Annotated in this window: 12 protein-coding genes; 3 read left to right on the plus strand and 9 right to left on the minus strand. The window is 39.1% G+C overall.

What is annotated here, in order from left to right; genetic code table 11:
- Positions 1 to 44: 44 nt before the first annotated feature.
- The 3 genes from G7Y57_RS04140 to G7Y57_RS04150 are packed head-to-tail and all read left to right on the plus strand — an operon-like array spanning position 45 to position 3,162.
- A complete protein-coding gene (locus G7Y57_RS04140; protein ID WP_165020937.1) occupies positions 45 to 1,406 on the plus strand; it encodes a DUF4026 domain-containing protein in 1,362 nt (453 codons plus the stop codon).
- Positions 1,407 to 1,419: 13 nt separating this feature from the next.
- The gene (locus G7Y57_RS04145; protein ID WP_165020938.1) at positions 1,420 to 2,181 is read left to right on the plus strand and encodes a dienelactone hydrolase family protein; all 762 of its coding nucleotides are present in this window, start codon (positions 1,420 to 1,422) and stop codon (positions 2,179 to 2,181) included.
- Positions 2,182 to 2,205: 24 nt separating this feature from the next.
- Entirely contained in the window at positions 2,206 to 3,162 is a 957-nt protein-coding gene (locus G7Y57_RS04150) for a glycosyltransferase (protein WP_165020939.1), read from the plus strand.
- A 15-nt stretch (positions 3,163 to 3,177) separates the two neighbouring features.
- Here the strand turns inward: G7Y57_RS04150 and G7Y57_RS04155 are convergent, their stop codons facing one another.
- The 9 genes from G7Y57_RS04155 to G7Y57_RS04195 all read right to left on the minus strand — a co-directional run bounded on the left by G7Y57_RS04155 (position 3,178) and on the right by G7Y57_RS04195 (position 17,858).
- A complete protein-coding gene (locus G7Y57_RS04155; protein ID WP_165020940.1) occupies positions 3,178 to 3,411 on the minus strand; it encodes a DUF4834 family protein in 234 nt (77 codons plus the stop codon).
- 77 nt (positions 3,412 to 3,488) lie between these two features.
- Positions 3,489 to 4,310 carry a DUF4249 domain-containing protein gene (locus tag G7Y57_RS04160; RefSeq protein ID WP_165020941.1) on the minus strand — a complete coding sequence of 274 codons (822 nt, stop codon included), beginning with the start codon at positions 4,308 to 4,310 and terminating at the stop codon, positions 3,489 to 3,491.
- A gap of 8 nt (positions 4,311 to 4,318) precedes the next feature.
- Entirely contained in the window at positions 4,319 to 6,643 is a 2,325-nt protein-coding gene (locus G7Y57_RS04165; protein ID WP_165020942.1) for a TonB-dependent receptor, read from the minus strand.
- A 436-nt stretch (positions 6,644 to 7,079) separates the two neighbouring features.
- A complete protein-coding gene (locus tag G7Y57_RS04170) occupies positions 7,080 to 8,189 on the minus strand; it encodes a PepSY-associated TM helix domain-containing protein (protein ID WP_165020943.1) in 1,110 nt (369 codons plus the stop codon).
- A 195-nt stretch (positions 8,190 to 8,384) separates the two neighbouring features.
- Positions 8,385 to 10,796, minus strand: a complete 2,412-nt coding sequence (locus tag G7Y57_RS04175; RefSeq protein ID WP_165020944.1) for a TonB-dependent receptor — start codon at positions 10,794 to 10,796, stop codon at positions 8,385 to 8,387.
- A gap of 252 nt (positions 10,797 to 11,048) precedes the next feature.
- Positions 11,049 to 12,509 carry a TrkH family potassium uptake protein gene (locus G7Y57_RS04180; RefSeq protein WP_165020945.1) on the minus strand — a complete coding sequence of 487 codons (1,461 nt, stop codon included), beginning with the start codon at positions 12,507 to 12,509 and terminating at the stop codon, positions 11,049 to 11,051.
- 8 nt (positions 12,510 to 12,517) lie between these two features.
- Positions 12,518 to 13,855, minus strand: a complete 1,338-nt coding sequence (gene trkA / locus G7Y57_RS04185) for a Trk system potassium transporter TrkA (protein WP_165020946.1) — start codon at positions 13,853 to 13,855, stop codon at positions 12,518 to 12,520.
- A 23-nt stretch (positions 13,856 to 13,878) separates the two neighbouring features.
- Positions 13,879 to 15,780 (minus strand): 1-deoxy-D-xylulose-5-phosphate synthase, encoded by a 1,902-nt coding sequence (gene dxs, locus G7Y57_RS04190; protein WP_165020947.1) that lies wholly within the window; start codon positions 15,778 to 15,780, stop codon positions 13,879 to 13,881.
- Between the two features lie 182 nt (positions 15,781 to 15,962).
- Positions 15,963 to 17,858 (minus strand): DEAD/DEAH box helicase, encoded by a 1,896-nt coding sequence (locus G7Y57_RS04195; protein ID WP_165020948.1) that lies wholly within the window; start codon positions 17,856 to 17,858, stop codon positions 15,963 to 15,965.
- Between the last annotated feature and the right edge of the window lie 156 nt (positions 17,859 to 18,014).

The raw sequence follows: 18,014 nt of genomic DNA on the forward strand, positions 1-18,014 counted from the left end.
AAAAATACTAAATTTGCTTTGAATACACACCCAAACAATGCAATATGGACAATAAAGAAAAATATGATTTATTGGCAGACGGAGAAACAGGTCTGCCTTCTACAATGGGTATTATACCAAGCGACACAAATTTTAAGTTCGACACGAATCAAATAGAAAAATCTCTTGCCAGCAGTAAGGATTTCAAACTGAATGCATTTACAAAAGAAGAAGATAACGATTTTGCGATTCTGACTTTCAGTGCCGAGATTGAGTATCTGGACGAAGTTTATAATATGGATCTTTACGTCTGTGAAACAAACAACATAGATCTGGCAAACTATGGATTTGGGAATCAGATAGATGAAAAATCATTAGATATTGCTCAAAAACAAGAATATTATCTGGAGACATCGATGTATTTTGGAGAAGACCCACTGACAGCCTTCCACCTCCAGTTGAAAATAATGAATGCTATTGTACCCGATGCCAGCTTGGCTATCGACTTCATGTCGTATCGCCTGCTTTCGGCACAATGGCTCGGTATGACAGCCAAATCTCCCACCCCTCCATCGCCCGACTATCTGTATACGCTGCACTGCATATACAACGATGAAGAAAACGGAACACGCAGATATTGGTTCCATACACATGGCCTGCATCGCTGCGGTACAGTAGAACTAGAGATGCTAAATATTACGCAAGGTGCAGAGCAAATGCATACGTTGATAAATATGACCGTCAAAAAATTCTTAACGAATGCTGCGCGGGAGAAAGAACGATTTATGATCGGTTACGATGGCATGGGCATCAACCTTTGCTGGCTACGCTGGGAAGAAGCTTTAAAGGATTTCCCTCAACTCGTATTGGGCGGAAAAGGAGATAGAGAAAGCGAAGAAGGAGATAATGTACATGCCGAACCATCGGGAATCTTATTTGCCGTAGAAGACGGTAATATGGTTTCGCCCGAAATATACGCTTCGACATTGGCTGAGAATCCGATATACTATATCACGACCGAAGAGACGAATCGTATGAGCGATTTAGCAAAAGAGCGATTTTCGATGTTTAAGCAAGTATTCGAAAAAGAAAGCCCGAAACCCGAAAGTAAGTCTTTCCTCAAAAATATACTAGGATCGAAGAAGGAAAAAGAAAATGAGCAAAAATGGACTTTTCTCGTAAAACTGGGACTGGATGTAGATAATCCGGATGAAGGTGCAAGTGAGAAAGAGCACCTATGGTTCGATACTCTTTCTATCAGCAACAATCAGATAGAAGGTAAATTACTCAATCAGCCTTACTGGATATCTAATCTGAATGAGGGGGATGTAAAAACCTATCCGATAGAACTTTTGACAGATTGGATTATATATTCACCAGATAGTACATACACTACCGATTCTATTTACGAATTAGGTCTTTTATAATAAATCAATAGCTATGAAAAGTAGATTTTTATTTATTGTGCTTCTTCTGTGCTCGTCTATTGCATTTGCACAGTTTCAGAAAGTACGGTTTCAGGTAAACGGTATTTCCTTGCCCTATCAGGTATTATATCCTGAAGGCTTTGACGACTCGAAACAATATCCGCTGCTTGTATTCCTTCATGGTGCAGGTGAACGAGGGAATGATAACGAGAAGCAGCTGACACATGGAAAGGATTTCCTTTTGCAAGCACAACAACAATTCCCTGCAATTGTAATTGCTCCGCAATGCCCCGACGATTCTTATTGGTCGAACGTAAAAATAAACGGCATAAATAATAAAATAACATTTACATTTGGCGAATCAGATATAGCCACGCCTCCAATGAACGCACTTATTGCTCTGGTTAACGACTGGCTTTCGTCGGGACTTATCGACACCAAGCAAGTATATGTAGGCGGCTTATCGATGGGTGGTATGGGTACATTCGAATTGCTATGGCGTATGCCTAATACGTTCGCTGCGGCATTTCCTATCTGTGGCGGAGGCGACACGGGAAAGGTTTCAACTTATGCTAAAAACACTTCTGTATGGATATTTCATGGCGACAGCGACGGTGTTGTACCTGTAAGCAATTCGCAGGTAATGCATCATGCCTTACAACAGGCTGGCTGCGATGTGAAATACACTGAATATCCGGGCGTAAACCACAATAGCTGGGAAAATGCTTTTGCTGAAAAAAACTTATTCCCTTGGTTATTCAGCCATAAAAAATAAAACTCATTCTAAAAATTCAAGTATATGCAAACCCTTTCTGTCATTGTTCCGTGCTACAACGAGGAAGCCGTTATTCAGGAATTCTATAACCGCACAAAAAAGGTTTTAGATTCGCTGAGAAATGAAAACATAGATGCTTATATCATCTTCATCAACGATGGCAGCAAAGATAAAACAAAGTATATACTCAATTGTATAGCGGCACAAGATGATCATGCGCAGGTGATTCACTTCTCGCGCAACTTCGGTCACCAACCAGCGGTAACAGCCGGCTTGAATAATTGCGAAAGCGACATGGCGGTTATAATCGACTCCGACTTGCAAGACCCTCCCGAACTGATTCCGGAATTAGTGAAAGCCCATCTGGAAAATGAAGCCAGTGTTGTATATTGTGTTCGTAAGATGCGTAAGGGTGAAACATTCTTTAAGAAATTTACAGCGAAGATGTTTTATAAAACGATGAACGAGCTTTCGGAGGTCGAATTCCCACGCGACACGGGCGACTTCCGACTTATAGATAAGAAAGCCATCAAAGCCTTTAATCAATTAAAGGAAAAAGGAAAATATATCCGGGGATTAATCTGCTGGATAGGCTTCAAACAAATTCCATTCTATTACGACAGGGACGAACGTTTTGCCGGAGAGACAAAATACCCGCTAAAAAACATGCTCGTTTTTGCTAAGAAAGCATTGCTTTATTTTTCGAAGAAGCCATTAAAAGTATCTGTCAGTTTAGGCTTCATTGCTTTCTTCATAGGGATAGCATACGCTTTGTGGGTATGGCTCGGCAGTTGGCTAGGATACACAGGAGCCATTACAGGATGGACTTCTACAATTATACTGATTATATTTTTCGGTGGTGTACAGCTATTGACAATAGGTGTACTTGGAGAATACATCGGCGTTCTTTTTGATGAAGTGAAGAACAGACCCGAATATATTATAGAAGAGAAAATGAATTTTAAAGAAGAGAATGAATAAGCCTTTACGGTTTATTCATTCCTCATCTTTTACTTCTTCATAGCTTACATACTCCCCTTCTTTATCAGAGAAGTATTTTTTATTATCAGTGCCAGAGTTATTCTCGTTAGACTGTCTCGATTTATTTTGTTGACGACGATTTGTATTTGTATTTCCCGGATTAAAAAATCGGATTACCCGACCGAGTATAGACCCAAAAACAAATATCACAAGTATGAAAACAATAAATAATATAAGTAGAAATTTCATGCGACAAACAAGTTTCTAATGGTTATCAACACAAATATACAGAATTTATTACTCAAAACATACTATGCCTTCTGTTTCTAATTTGCCTTTTTGGTATAAATATTACTCTCGTCTATTATAATTTCTCTGGTACTAAGCCCATAAGCACTAAAGCAACCTAATACTCCACCCGAAAAATTACTGATCGGATTGGTACCTCCTCCGGCAGCAACAGAATACATCATAGTAAGATAGAAATCGTAGGCCCCAGTGTCAATAGTCCGCATTTCAACTCTTATTGTATCTCCTATTTCCAGAACTCTATCATCATTATCTTCTTTATCAAAAAACAGTATTTCGTGGGTATTTCTACCATTTTTATATTCATCGTTTCCTACGTAGATAGTACTAAGACGAGCACCATTTACAAATGCAGTATAGTAATAATAGTTTTTTACGTCAGCCGGATCATCGAAGATAACAGTAGGTGAATAGAAATGCTCTGTTCCAACTTCAATATTGTAAATATAGAGGCTATCGATCGCTACAGTTTCCAGTAGCTTCGAGGTCGCGGTATATGAGTCGTCTCCGACCTTTACATTTAATGTGTATGTTTTATTTGCAGTTCCAAACATGGCGTGCGATTGATAGACCCCGGGCATAGACTCTATTAACACTTCGGTATTACCTGCATCATCCGATAGAGTTATAATACCACCCGATACAGTCGGCACAGAACTATTGTTATAATAATCTTGAGTTGTACTTAGAAGAACGACACATGGCGCATTCTCTTTTATAGTGGCATCTATCACAAGAAGCGGATCTACCGATCTCAGATCGAGATCTACTATCTCCTCGCATGAAACTAACGACATTGTGAATACAACTGTCAATAATATATATATATACTTTTTCATCTTCATTTTTAAAATTTAAAGTTCCACGAAATAGACGGAATAACACTAAAGAGATAAATCATATAGGTCTCCGATTTTGAACTGTCTTCTTTACTTTGTCTAAAACCATAGGCATATGCATTCTTGCGACCGTATGCATTATAGAGACTGAATACCAATTCGGAATAGCGTCTCTTTGTATTTTTCAGGATACATGTAGCACCTAAGTCCATACGATGATATGCAGGAGCACGATATAAGTTACGCCCTTCGTAATAAGGAATTACATGTCCGTCTACTACGTATTTCCCACTAGGAAATGTCATGGGAGCACCTGTTGCATAAACAAATGTACCCGACAGAGACCATTTCTTTGTCAGATCGAACATTCCAACCACCGATATATCATGTGTACGATCCTGATTGGCAACATACCAATCACCATCATTTATACCATCAATTTTTTTCTCACTACGAGCAAGGGTGTAACCGACCCAGCCGTTGAATCGCCCGTATTTCTTTTTAAGGAATAATTCCAGACCATAAGCCCGACCTTTTCCAAAAAGGAGATACGGCTCAACATTCTCTTTACGCATAATATCTGCAGTTCCGTCTTTATAGTCGATCTGATTCTCCAAGTTCTTATAATATACCTCTGCACTAAACTCAAAAGTATTATTCGCAAAATTACGGAAGTATCCTAACGATACCTGATTAGCCAGTTCGGGTTTGATATGATTTGTATTCGTTACCCATCTGTCGGAAGGGGTGGCTTCCATATTAGAAACCTTGAGCATGTGCATATTTTGCGCTGTACGGGTAAAAGCAGCCTTAATAGAGGATACTTTATCTAATTGGTAAGCAATGGAGAAACGAGGCTCGAAGTTGAAATAGGTTTTTACAAATTCTCCGCGTCTCGAAGTAATTGTATCGACAACATTATTATAATTGTCGTATGTGAAGAAATCCCCTCCACCCAGTGTGCTGGCCGTAGATACGCGTATACCATAACTTATTTCGAGGTTATCATTTATCTTCGTATTATTACTGGCGAAAATAGAATTTTCCCACGAATAGCGATGAGCAAAAGGTGTTACTTCTAAAGCCTCAGGATCTTCTGCGGTTATGTTACCCGGTACAATGGTACGATATATGCTATTAAAACCAAGCTTTATCGTATTTTTACTATTAGGATAGAAATTAAACTCCTGATTCAGATTATAGTCAGTTATGGTCGATGCCACTTTAAACTTATCCGTAAGATCCACAGTTACATTGTAGCCATAATTGGTAAGGGTGAGCGAGGTCATCGATGACGCTTTGTTGCTGAATCGGTGATTCCATTTTCCGCTGACAAGCGAGTTACCCCAATCTACCATAGCAATATCATTTAATCCTAACTTATCTTTCCCATGATAGGCAGATACGGTCAGTTTATCATTATCCGATAATATATAGCTCAATTTCGCATTAAGATCATAAAAATATAATGTAGAACTATTTACGGCAGATACACCCATCAATTTCCCTAATGCATCGGCATAAGTACGACGACCCGAAACAATGAAAGACGATTTATCTTTTTGCAAAGGCCCTTCTACCGTCAGTTTCGAAGATATAAGACCAATGCCCCCACTAACAGTATAGTCTTTCATGTTACCATCGCGCATACTCACATCGAGTGCAGATGATAAACGACCACCATATTGAACCGGCATAGAGCCCTTATAGATAGTCATATCTCCAACTGCATCGGAATTGAATGTAGAGAAGAATCCGAAAAGATGCGAAGGGTTATATACCAATGCATTGTCGAGTAGTATCAGATTTTGATCTCCACTTCCTCCTCGCACATAAAAGCCCGTATTTCCTTCTCCGGCACTCTGTATTCCGGGTAGTAGCTGAATCGTTTTCAAAATATCACGTTCCCCGAGAAGAACCGGTATCTTATTAATAGTTTCGATCTCTAAACGATCTACTCCCATTTGTACACTTTTTACATTCTCATCTCTCTTTACAGCAGTAATTTCAATCTCATTTAAAGATACAACTTCAGATAAAAGGTCGATATCCAGAGTCTGGTTTTTCTCTACTTTCACTCTCTTTTCCTGTGTATGGAAACCCAAAAGTTTAAAAATCAAAGTGTATTCGCCCGGAAATAGTGAAATGGTATAATTACCCGACTCATCACTAAAACTACCCTGCTGCGGTAATTCTTTTATACCTACCGATACACCTACTAGCCATTCCTGGGTTTCAGCTTCGCAAACTTTACCTTTAATCGTGTATTTATTTTGTGCTGATAGTGTTGCACTCAATAGTAATAGTAAAGTTGTTAAAAAAAGATTTCTCATTGTTTGTTTATTAAGACTTTCTCAGTCATATTTCACCTCTATTAACGAAGAAATGTTCATTTTATTTAGACAATTCTAAAAAAACGAACATTTATCTGATTTGGGATGCAAAGATAAGACTATTTATAGAATTATCCGAACTCGAATTAACAATAAATAAAAATGTTTTAACAAGAGACAGCGATCTAATAAACAATACCTTAACGGCAGCTTGATCCAAAGCCGGAAAAAGAATTGTTATTATCATATCGTTTGTTGTTATTTTCTTACTTAAATATTATGAAACAAAAATATGAAATACCTCAACGCAAAGCCAAAATAGTAGACCAACACGGTCAATTAGTAGACGAAAAAGAGGAAACTACATGAACAACTTATCCACCTTGACATTGAAGTATCCAATACCTCCCGATCAAGTTCCCCATTTAAAAGTAAATTAGTCTTTAGAGCGCCTCTTTTTCTTCCGCTTTTTTCTTTTTACATAGAATAGGTAGTAACCAGTAAGAGGTAGGCTTGCCCCTATAAGTGATGCGAGACATGTAAGAATCTTTGACCATATACCCCAATAGTTTCCGACATGCAAGCTGTATGCCCATCCCCATATACGAGTTGTCTTTGCCTGATCTTTATACAAAGTCACTTTCTTGATCTGCCCTGTCTTTTTATCGAAGTCATATTTATCAGTAGCACGAGATACTGCTGACGATTTGAGATGCACGAGAGATGTGCCGTCCTGAACTCTTATATATTCATAATCGGGATTAGCTACTTTTACCTCTTCGAAAACAGATTGCCAATGCGTTGGGTTTACAGCCGGCTTTTCTTTCTTCTCTCCACCATGCGTGCGAGGACGCTCACTGGGTTCTTCGACACCGAATGCTGTGAATACGACAAGTCTATACCATTCGAAAGACCACATTAAACCTGTTAATGCGCAAACAAGAAGTATCAGACAGGCATACATACCCAAAACATTGTGCAAATCGTAAAACAAACGTTTACGACCCGATCTTGTTTTGATAGTAAATCTGCCTTTCCATTTTTTCTTACCTTTATTCTTGCTCTTTGGCATCCATAAAACTGCTCCGCTAACAAGTATAAAAGCAAGTAGTATTGTCGATATTCCAACAGTATATTTCCCCCATGTACGGCTACCATCCATCAACCAACGGTGTAGCGACATTATTGTCCAGAAAAAACTCTCACGAGGTTCGTATTTACCAACTACCTCTCCGGTATATGGGTTTACAAATGCTACAATCCGGAATCCTTCCGTCAAAGTCATCGTATAAGTACGATTCGGATCAGAACTAACCTTAACATCCGACACTGTATTGTCTTTTAATTGTGCATCGACAATTGGTACTAATTCATTTAGTGGAATCGGTGAACCTTTTACCTCTTCAATAAAATAATGATGGGGATTACATGCCTCTAATATCTCGTCCTGAAAAACGAGTATTGCTCCGGTCAAACATGTAATTGATATAATAAGACCAACAGGAAGTGCCAGCCATTTATGAAATCGTCTGAAAAATTTTCTCATATTAATATTAAAAAAAGTTCCGATGTATTTGAGTTATCAATCACATCGGAACAACTATCATCAAAGTTTAGTAATTATAGAATTGTAGTATCATTATTTCCTACAAGAATGCTTTACAAATATCTGAACTTATATCTGTCTCGGCAATCACAATATATAATGATATTTAGATACTGCCATCACAACAAATAGTGATTAGAAGTGATACGATAGTACTCCTGCAAAATTACGAGGGTCGATCTGATTGATATATCCGCCGCGATAATACGAGTTGTATCCAAGTTCGTCAAATATATTATTGAAAAATACACGTGCTGTGACCCTACCTATATTGTAAGCTAATTGTGCATTTACAGTTGTATACGCCGGCATATCGAATGGCTGTTTGCCTGTAAGTGTACCTTCATGTCCGTTCGGCTTCAAACTATAATCATCGATAGGACGCTTGCCTACATAATAAGCACCTAGCCCAATAGAAAGACCTTTCAATGGCGACTTATCTATGGTATAGAACACCCAACTATTTGCCGTATGTGCTGCTGTATTGATAGGTGCAGAGCCTTCCTGATAAGAAGGACTGTTTGTGTATCTGGCATTCGTATATGAATAACCCAGCATTACTTGCAGATTAGACAAGATACGGCCGCTTAATTCTACTTCAACACCATTTCGTTTCAAATCACCGGCTTTGAAATAATAGCCGGTACTCTCCTGAACGCCATTTGCTTCATTATATTTATATTCTGTATTTGTAAGATTATCTGTCAGGATATCAAAATAGGTAAAGTTGAAACGAAGTCTGTTATCAAGCCAATCGGATTTAATACCTGCCTCCCACTGTTTTGTAGTAGATGCACCTGCTAAAGTAACTCTGTCTTCCAATATATTGGCTGAATTCCTCAGATTAGTACTCGTTGTATATGACCCGAATACATTAACATTTTTGAGAGGCGTTAGCATCAATCCCACCATAGGATTCCAAGCATTACTTGTAGTTATTCCTCCGCCTACATTATCGGTAGAAATAGAACTAAAACGAAGGCCAAGAATCACTTTCACATATTCATTTATTGTCATAACCTCTTGTGCCATTATACCATAAGTAGAATATTTCGATAAAACCGGATCTTTTGCAACAATGTATTTGTTTATAGAATCCTGAGGCGGTGCCAGATTAGAAATTTCAGAGTTTACGATATCGACATTACCCAACGAGTAAGATGAAAAAGCTGTAGTAGATACATCTGCCATTCTATAATCGAATCCGACTTGAAATGTATGTTTGATAGGCCCTGTATAAACATCCTGACCTACAAAGTCCAACTGAAAGGTCGAATTTTTGTCATCACGAATATTTCTGCCCAAAGATCTTGCTCTGACATTATATTCCTTATTAACCGCCTGTGTACCAACCGCCGTGCTAAAATTATCAAAGTAGTATGACGAATTAAAATAAGCTGCTCTTACACTTAGCTTTTCGGCGATTTTACGTGTCATACGTGCCGAATAAGTTAACGTTCTGGTATTGATATTATCGGCTGTTGTACCTGTAAATTTATTATGAGGAATCTCAAACAAGGCTTCCGTACTCGCGTCCGCTAAGTTAATAGCGGAAAGAACAGGTGTTCTGTTATCATTCATATAATCCATTTCCAATGTAATAGTAGTCTTATCGTCAGGTCGCCATTCCAACGACGGATTAATGTATACTTTACTTAAAGATACTATCGGCCTGTAGTTATCCGAGCGTTCATAAGCTCCATTGAGGCGAAAAGCTACAGTTTTTTTATCGTCTAAAACAGATTGCACATCGAAAGTTGGTCGAATCTGACCCCAACTTCCAACTCGCAAAGCAACCTCTCCTGAGTTTGTAAATTTAGGCGTTTTTGTAACTACATTTATTACACCTCCTGCATTCCCTATATCTGTTATTACACCCTGTGTAATAGCGGCAGAGCCTTTAATCATCTGAATGCTTTCGACCCCTTGCATATCCGTAAGGATAGAAGCCGTTTGAAGTTGAGAGTCCGTCCTCACACCATTCTTCAATACAGGAATACCTCGAAACCCTCTGCTCGAAAAGCTTTCTTTAACTCCACCATACGATCCGAATAATATCACACCCGGTACATTTTGAATAGCATCGGTAACAGTCAAGGCTCCCTGTTCTGCAATAACCTTCTCCGAAATTATAGATATACTTTGTATCTGCTCACTCGGACGGAGTGGCATACGTGTAATAGCATCAAGCTTTTCGGGTTTTTTATGACGTTCGCCAAAAACTTCTATTTCTTGAAGTTGGGTGTTAGGCTTCATATCGAACTGGATAATAATATCGGAATGTTCTGATAATCTGACCTCTCTAGTCTCATTTTCGTATCCTACAAAACTGGCTACAACAGTAACCTGACCTTCAGGCAATCCTTTTAATCTGAATCTGCCATCGTTATCTGTAGATGTCCCTTTATTTATTTCTCTCACAACAACCGTTGCTGCCGGTAGAGGTTCTCCATTTTCATCAAGTACTTTTCCTTTTATTACTTGAGCTGCTACAAATGATATATTAGCAACTAATAATAAAAGGACAATATAAATCCTTTTTGACATAATTTGTTTATTTACTGAGTTTAGTGAATTGAATGGTTAAAAAATCTTTACAAAGATCCCAATAACCCTAAAAAGACACAATAACTATATATGGGGATATTTGTGAGTACAATAACCATAAATAGGGATTGATCCTTTTTAATATTAACAAATCTAAAAAATGGCACTGTCACCATTAGGCACACTATAATGGTGAATAAACATTTTTTAACAAAAAAAACAGGATTAAAAGACGAGGAAGAAAAGGAATATTTATCTCTTCCAGAATGCAGGCATAAATAGGGATAAGACAGTAAATAGTTCGAGGCGACCTGCCAACATAATAAAACACAGATACCATTTTGAAAAAGTAGGAATATCATTAAAATGACCGCTAGGGCCGACACTTCCTAATCCGGGACCGACATTACCCATACACGATATAGCCGAACCTACCGATTCCTCAAAACCCATACCAGAGAAGGACAGTATAAGAAAACTCACAATAAGAATAGCCAGATATAGAAAAAGAAAGGCTAGTATTTTGGTAACAATGTCAATCGGCACAACCTGACCGTTCAATCGCACGGGGAGTACAGCATTGGGGTGAACCTGACGTTTAAATTCATTCACTGCATTCTTACAAAGAACAATAATACGAACGATCTTTATACCTCCCGAAGTTGAGCCGGCACAAGCACAGAACAACATTAAAAGGCAGATTATCAACGAGTAGAATGCACCCCACCCCATATAATCGACTGTAGCAAAGCCGGTGGTAGTTATTACAGATGTTACCTGAAATAAAGAGGTTCTGAAAGCATATTCGAAATCGTGCATTTGTCCTGAAAAATAAAGACAGGTAGATATAATGGTAACGAAAATCAAGCAAATTATACCATACCATCTGAATTCCTCGTCTTTAAGTAATCGCTTAGGAACACCTTTGAGCAGAAAAAAGATCAATGCAAAGTTAACGCCACCGATAAACATAAAAATACTTATCACATATTCAAGATATGGTGAGTTCCAATAAGCTATACTCGCCTGTTTGGTCGAATAGCCGCCCGTAGACATTGTTGTCATAGCATGGCATATAGCATCGAAAAAATCCATTGGTCCAGCCCATAATAATAACATCAGAATGCCGGTTATCAGCACATAAGTAATCCATAAGCGCTTAGAAACCTGTGTTACACGGGGCCTGAAACGTTCGTGAACAATACCCGTAGTCTCGGCATCATAAAGCACCGACGCATTACCGCCCAGCATAGGCAATACCGCCAATGCAAAAACAATAATACCGATACCCCCAATCCACTGGGTCATACTACGCCAAAAAAGAAGACCATGAGGAATACTTTCTATATCTAATAAAATAGAAGAACCTGTAGTTGTAAAACCCGACATGGTTTCGAAATATGCATTACTGATATCGGGAATAGCACCGCTAAGATAATAAGGCAACATACCGAATGCCGAAAGAATAACCCATGTGAGGGCTACCACTAAAAAACTTTCGCGTTTTCCTATCGGTTTCTCATAATCGTCAGTACCTATAAGACGAAAGACAATTCCTGCAAAAAACGTTATAGCCGAGCTAATTAGCATCATATCGCCTGAAGTCTCATGGAAAGCGAAAGATACAATAGTCGCTACCATCATAAAGAGGGACTCTATGATAAGCAAAAAACCTATTGTCTTTAAGACAAACCTATAATTAAAGCTATTCATTATTTATATCAATAGAAAAGTTTTTCCGCCTCGCGCAAAGCATCATCCAAGCAGAATACTACAACATGATCGTAAGGTTCCACCAAGGTATCTCCATCGATCATCATAGGCTCTCCATTGCGTATCAGACCACCCAAAGTTACATTCTTGGGTAGAGTTATTTTTTTTATTTCTTTCTTTGTAATTTTTGAATTTGGTCGTGCTACTATTTCTGCCACATCTGCATTGGCAAAGGTTAACGACTTCACATTCGAAACATCAGCACTAAGCAGAAATCTATAAATATTACTAACTGTTATCAGCTTCTTATTGATAATCGAACCGATGTCCAGATTCTCTGCCATCGAAATATAATCCATATTCTCGACTTCGGCTACAGTTTTGCGCACACCTAAACGCTTCGCAGCCAGACATGCTAATATATTTGCTTCGGAATTACCTGTAACAGCGATAAAGGCATCCATACCTCCAATCCCCTCTTGTATCAACGAATCGGCATTTCGCCCGTCATCGTGATACACGGTCACATTATTCGGCACTTTCTCGAGAAGTAACTGACACTTCTCCTTATCCGACTCCAAAAGCTTTATCGTCATGTTATCAGGCAGATACTGACACGTACGTATCGCAATACGGCTACCGCCCATTATCATAATATCCTTCACTTCGAAATCTTCCTTTCCCGTTACACGGCGGATCTCATCCAGATCGCCCTTTGTAGTTGTAAAAAAAAGAAGATCGCCCGCTAATATCTGACTATTACCATTGGGTATGATGGTCATATTATTACGCTTTATGGCTACGATATGATACTTCTTCATTTCGCTACCCAAATCGTATAAATGCTTATTCACGATACTTGCATTATCTCTAACCTTAATACCTACAAGCAAAATTGCACCGCCGCACAGTTCTACCCAAAGGCGTATCCATGGACGTTTAACAGCCGAAACAATCTCTTTAGCTGCCAGCATTTCGGGGTAAACCATTGAGTTTACACCAAGCTTTTCAAAAAATTCTCTGTTTTTAGGAAGAAGATATTCATAATTGTCGATACGGGCAAAAGTCTTCTTTGCACCCATATTCGAGGCAAGCATACATGATGTGATATTGACAGACTCATCGGGAGTAACAGCAATAAAAAGATCAGTCTCTTTGATACTAACCTCTGTCAGATCCTTCAACGAAGTTGGCGAACCGTTCATAGTCATCATCTCCAGATTGTTTTTCGAGAAGTTGAGCTTCTCTTTATCCTGATCCATCAATACGATATCCTGATTCTCTGCCGAAAGCAACTTCGCCAGATGTGTGCCTACTGCGCCTGCACCCGCGATGACAATTCTCATTTATGTTATTGTATTAGTCTATTCTACTTCAATGCAGCGAGTATCCTATCTGTCAGACCTGCTGCATCTATTTCACAGAGTTTGTTCAACTCTTTTACCGACCCGTGAGTAACAAACTCATCAGGCAATCCAACACGTGTAACTTTTATATTCTGATAATTATTTTCCGCAAAATATTCTAATACAGCACTACCCAAACCACCTTTCATTACACCATTCTCGATAGTTACTACATTTGTGTAGTTTTGGGCAACTTCTTTTAATAGTTCTTCATCTATAGGTTTTAAGAATATCATATCGTAATGAGCAATAGAAAATCCTTTTTCTTCTGCCGCAGCAATAGCTTGCGTCGCAACATTGCCAATAGGTCCTATCGATAATATGGCAAGGTCTTTACCATCTTTAAGTTTTCGCCCTTTACCTATTTCGAGTATTTTCATTTCACATTCCCAATCGCGCAATTCACCTTGTCCTCTCGGATAACGAATTACAAAAGGCCCATCATTGCCATAAGTAGCAGTATACATCAAATGGCGTAGATAGTGCTCATTGTATGGTGATGCAATCGTAAGATTAGGAATACAGCGCATATATGCCAGATCGAATGCTCCATGATGTGTAGATCCATCCTCACCAACCAGTCCAGCTCTATCAAGACACATTATCACGTGCAGCTTTTGTATAGCAACATCATGTATCACCTGATCGTAAGCACGCTGCATAAACGATGAATAGATATTACAAAACGGAATCAAACCTTCTTTGGCCAATCCCGCCGAATAAGTAACTGCATGTGCTTCTGCTATACCTACATCGAAAGCCCTTTTGGGAAACTCTTTCATCATGAATCCCATCGAGCAGCCCGAAGGCATGGCAGGTGTTATACCGACTATCCGTTCATCTTTTCCTGCTAATTCGACTAATGTATGTCCAAATACATTTTGATATAATTGTGGTTGATCTTTTGAACTGACAACTATTCTTTCTCCGGTTTCTTTATCGAATTTACCCGGTGCATGCCATAGCGTCGCAGACTTTTCAGCCGGTTCAAATCCTTTACCTTTGATGGTATGGATATGCAACATTTTAGGCCCTTTCATATCTTTAATATTCTGCAAGATACGAATCAACCCCCTTAGGTCGTGTCCGTCAACCGGACCGAAATAGCGTATATTAAATCCTTCGAATATGTTCTGTTGCTTTGTGATAAGCGATTTCAGACTATTGTTGAACCGAAGAATAAAGTTTTTACCTTTTTCTGTTATAAGATTTCCTTTTTTGAACTTCTGGTAAACATCGTTCCTTACCCGATTGTAGGTAGGAGATGTTGTCATTTTCACCAGATAGTCCCTTATCCCTCCCACATTGTCATCGATAGCCATATCGTTATCGTTGAGAATGATAAGAATATCATTTGGCTGTGAGGTTGCATTATTCAACGCTTCGAAAGCTAAGCCTCCCGTCATAGAACCATCTCCGATTATAGCCACAGCACGTCTGTCTTCATTCTTGATAGAAGAAGCAACAGCCATACCTAAGGCTGCCGATATAGAAGTCGAAGCATGCCCTGCTATAAAAGCATCGTATTCACTCTCTTCCGGATTGGGGAACCCTGCCAACCCACCAAACTGACGATTGGTATTGAACCGATCTTTTCTTCCTGTTAAAATTTTATGGCTATATGCCTGATGACCCACATCCCATACAAGACGGTCGTAAGGAGTGTTATATACATAATGAAGTGCAACAGTAAGTTCTACGGTACCTAAGCTGGAACCGAAGTGTCCCGGATTGGTACTTAATTGATCTATGATAAAACGACGAAGATCCGAACAGAGAGTTTCCAACTCTTCTATCGACAGACTCTTCAAATCGGATGGATAATTAACTCTGTCTAAAACAGATATATTATTTTGTTCGCTCATAAGCTTTCTCTATCTAAAAAAATCCCTTTTTGCAAAGAGAATAATATAGCAAATATATAAAACAAAAGCTATTCGGTAAACGATATTTGCGTAAATTTCAATGTTTAACATAAGTATAAGGGCCTGCTGATAAATATCAACAGGCCCTTATTATTAAAAATCTTCTTTAAAAGACTATTTCATTACGAAAATTTAGGCTTACGACCACCACCTTTTCGGTGTTCTTTAGGAGATGAACCTGATGATCTTGAACCACCGCCACCGCTGCTTTTGCGTTGTCCGCCGCCTCTATCGTCACGATATCCGCCGCCACCCGAGCCACCGCCACGAGGACCGCTACTGCGGAAGCCACCGCCACCGCCCGAACCACCACGGCTGCCGCCACGATCGCTACTGCGTTCTCCGCCACCACCTGAACCGCCACCATTTTGAGCTAGTTCAACTGATATGCGACGTCCGTTTTGCTCTTGATTACCCATCGATTTCAGTACTTTTTGAGCATCACGCTCAGGCACTTCGAAGAATGAGAAATTTTGCAATATATCGATACGTCCAATATTAATTTTTTCAGGAACAAAATCGTTAACCATTCCCATCAATGTTGCAGGATTAACGTTATCGGTACGTCCTACATTGATAAAGATACGAGAATATCCGCTTTCTGCTCCGCGAGCGCCTCTTTCGCCTCTGTCTCTTCTGCGTGGGAAGCTATCTTCACCACCACGAGAACTTCCACGATCGGCAGGAGATTCTATTTCGTCTGCATCCTGATAGTAGTCGATCAAACGATTAAATTCTAATGAAACTACACGTTTGATAATATCTTCTTTTTCTAACCAGTCAAGTTTACGGTAAACATCAGGAAGAAGTTTTGCAATTTCCTCTTCGTTTACTTTTACTTTTTCGATTCTGTCAACAAGATCAAGTAATTGTTTTTCACAAATAACATCACCTGTAGGCATTACACCTTGCTCGAATTTACGGTTAAGGATTTTTTCGATTTCTCTGATTTTGCCTTTTTCTTTCACATGGGCAATAGCTATCGATATACCTGTTTTTCCGGCACGACCCGTACGACCACTTCGGTGAGTATATGATTCGATATCATCAGGCAAACCATAGTTGATAACATGTGTCAAACTATCTACGTCCAGTCCACGGGCAGCAACGTCTGTTGCTATCAGTAACTGAAGACCATGCACGCGGAATTTTTGCATTACATAGTCACGTTGTGCTTGCGACAAATCGCCATGCAGAGCATCTGCACTATAGCCATCCTGTATCAATTTATCGGCAATCTCCTGAGTCTCACGACGTGTACGACAGAAAACGATACCATAAATATTCGGATAGAAATCGGCAATACGCTTAAGTGCAAGATATTTATCTTTAGCATGCACCATGTAATAAATATGCTTCACATTAGTAGTCCCTTCGTTCTTACGACCAATCGTAATTTCTTTAGGGCTTTTCATGTATTTCTTCGTAATCTTTGCGATTTCTTTAGGCATTGTAGCCGAGAAAAGAAGCATCATACGTTCATCCGGCACTTTAGAAAGAATCTCATCGATACTTTCCATAAATCCCATGTTCAACATTTCGTCAGCTTCATCTAGTACTACATACTTAATATTCGACAATTCTACAGTTTTTCTGTTGATCAAGTCGATCAAACGTCCGGGAGTAGCAACAATTATTTGCACACCTCTCCTCAACGCTTTAATCTGGCTATCGATACTCGAACCGCCATATACAGGAAGTACTCTTAAATGATCAATATACTTGGAATAATCAGCTAAATCGCCTGCTATTTGCAAACAAAGTTCGCGTGTAGGACAAAGAATCAGTGCTTGAGGCACATTTTCTTTTACATTTACTTTTTGTAAAACCGGCAGACCAAATGCTGCTGTTTTACCTGTTCCGGTCTGAGCCAACGCAATTACGTCGTTCGTTTCGCCTAGTTCGCCAAGCAAGTGCGGAATCACTTCCTCTTGCACTGGCATCGGGTTTTCATAACCCATTTCTTCGATTGCTTTGCGGATATCCGCAGCAACACCTAACTCTTCAAATGTTTTCATTAATTCTGTTCAATAATTGAGGTAAAATAACCTTTCTGATCCTACTCTCACCCCAAAATGAAAAAATGAAAAAGAGAGCCAGACCTAACAAAGGAGGCGCAAAGGTAACGATTAGTTTTTAATGTTTTTGTAAGATTTTAAAATAACTTTCTCTAA

This window comes from Dysgonomonas sp. ZJ279, assembly GCF_011039205.1.
Lineage (GTDB): Bacteria > Bacteroidota > Bacteroidia > Bacteroidales > Dysgonomonadaceae > Dysgonomonas.

Coding starts and splice junctions, on each gene's coding strand:
- G7Y57_RS04160 (WP_165020941.1), bottom strand. CDS start 4,310: ATGAAAAAGTATATATATATATTATTGACAGTTGTATTCACAATGTCG.
- G7Y57_RS04170 (WP_165020943.1), bottom strand. CDS start 8,189: ATGAGAAAATTTTTCAGACGATTTCATAAATGGCTGGCACTTCCTGTT.
- G7Y57_RS04180 (WP_165020945.1), bottom strand. CDS start 12,509: ATGAATAGCTTTAATTATAGGTTTGTCTTAAAGACAATAGGTTTTTTG.
- G7Y57_RS04195 (WP_165020948.1), bottom strand. CDS start 17,858: ATGAAAACATTTGAAGAGTTAGGTGTTGCTGCGGATATCCGCAAAGCA.
- G7Y57_RS04165 (WP_165020942.1), bottom strand. CDS start 6,643: ATGAGAAATCTTTTTTTAACAACTTTACTATTACTATTGAGTGCAACA.
- trkA (WP_165020946.1), bottom strand. CDS start 13,855: ATGAGAATTGTCATCGCGGGTGCAGGCGCAGTAGGCACACATCTGGCG.
- G7Y57_RS04145 (WP_165020938.1), top strand. CDS start 1,420: ATGAAAAGTAGATTTTTATTTATTGTGCTTCTTCTGTGCTCGTCTATT.
- G7Y57_RS04175 (WP_165020944.1), bottom strand. CDS start 10,796: ATGTCAAAAAGGATTTATATTGTCCTTTTATTATTAGTTGCTAATATA.
- G7Y57_RS04140 (WP_165020937.1), top strand. CDS start 45: ATGGACAATAAAGAAAAATATGATTTATTGGCAGACGGAGAAACAGGT.
- G7Y57_RS04150 (WP_165020939.1), top strand. CDS start 2,206: ATGCAAACCCTTTCTGTCATTGTTCCGTGCTACAACGAGGAAGCCGTT.
- G7Y57_RS04155 (WP_165020940.1), bottom strand. CDS start 3,411: ATGAAATTTCTACTTATATTATTTATTGTTTTCATACTTGTGATATTT.
- dxs (WP_165020947.1), bottom strand. CDS start 15,780: ATGAGCGAACAAAATAATATATCTGTTTTAGACAGAGTTAATTATCCA.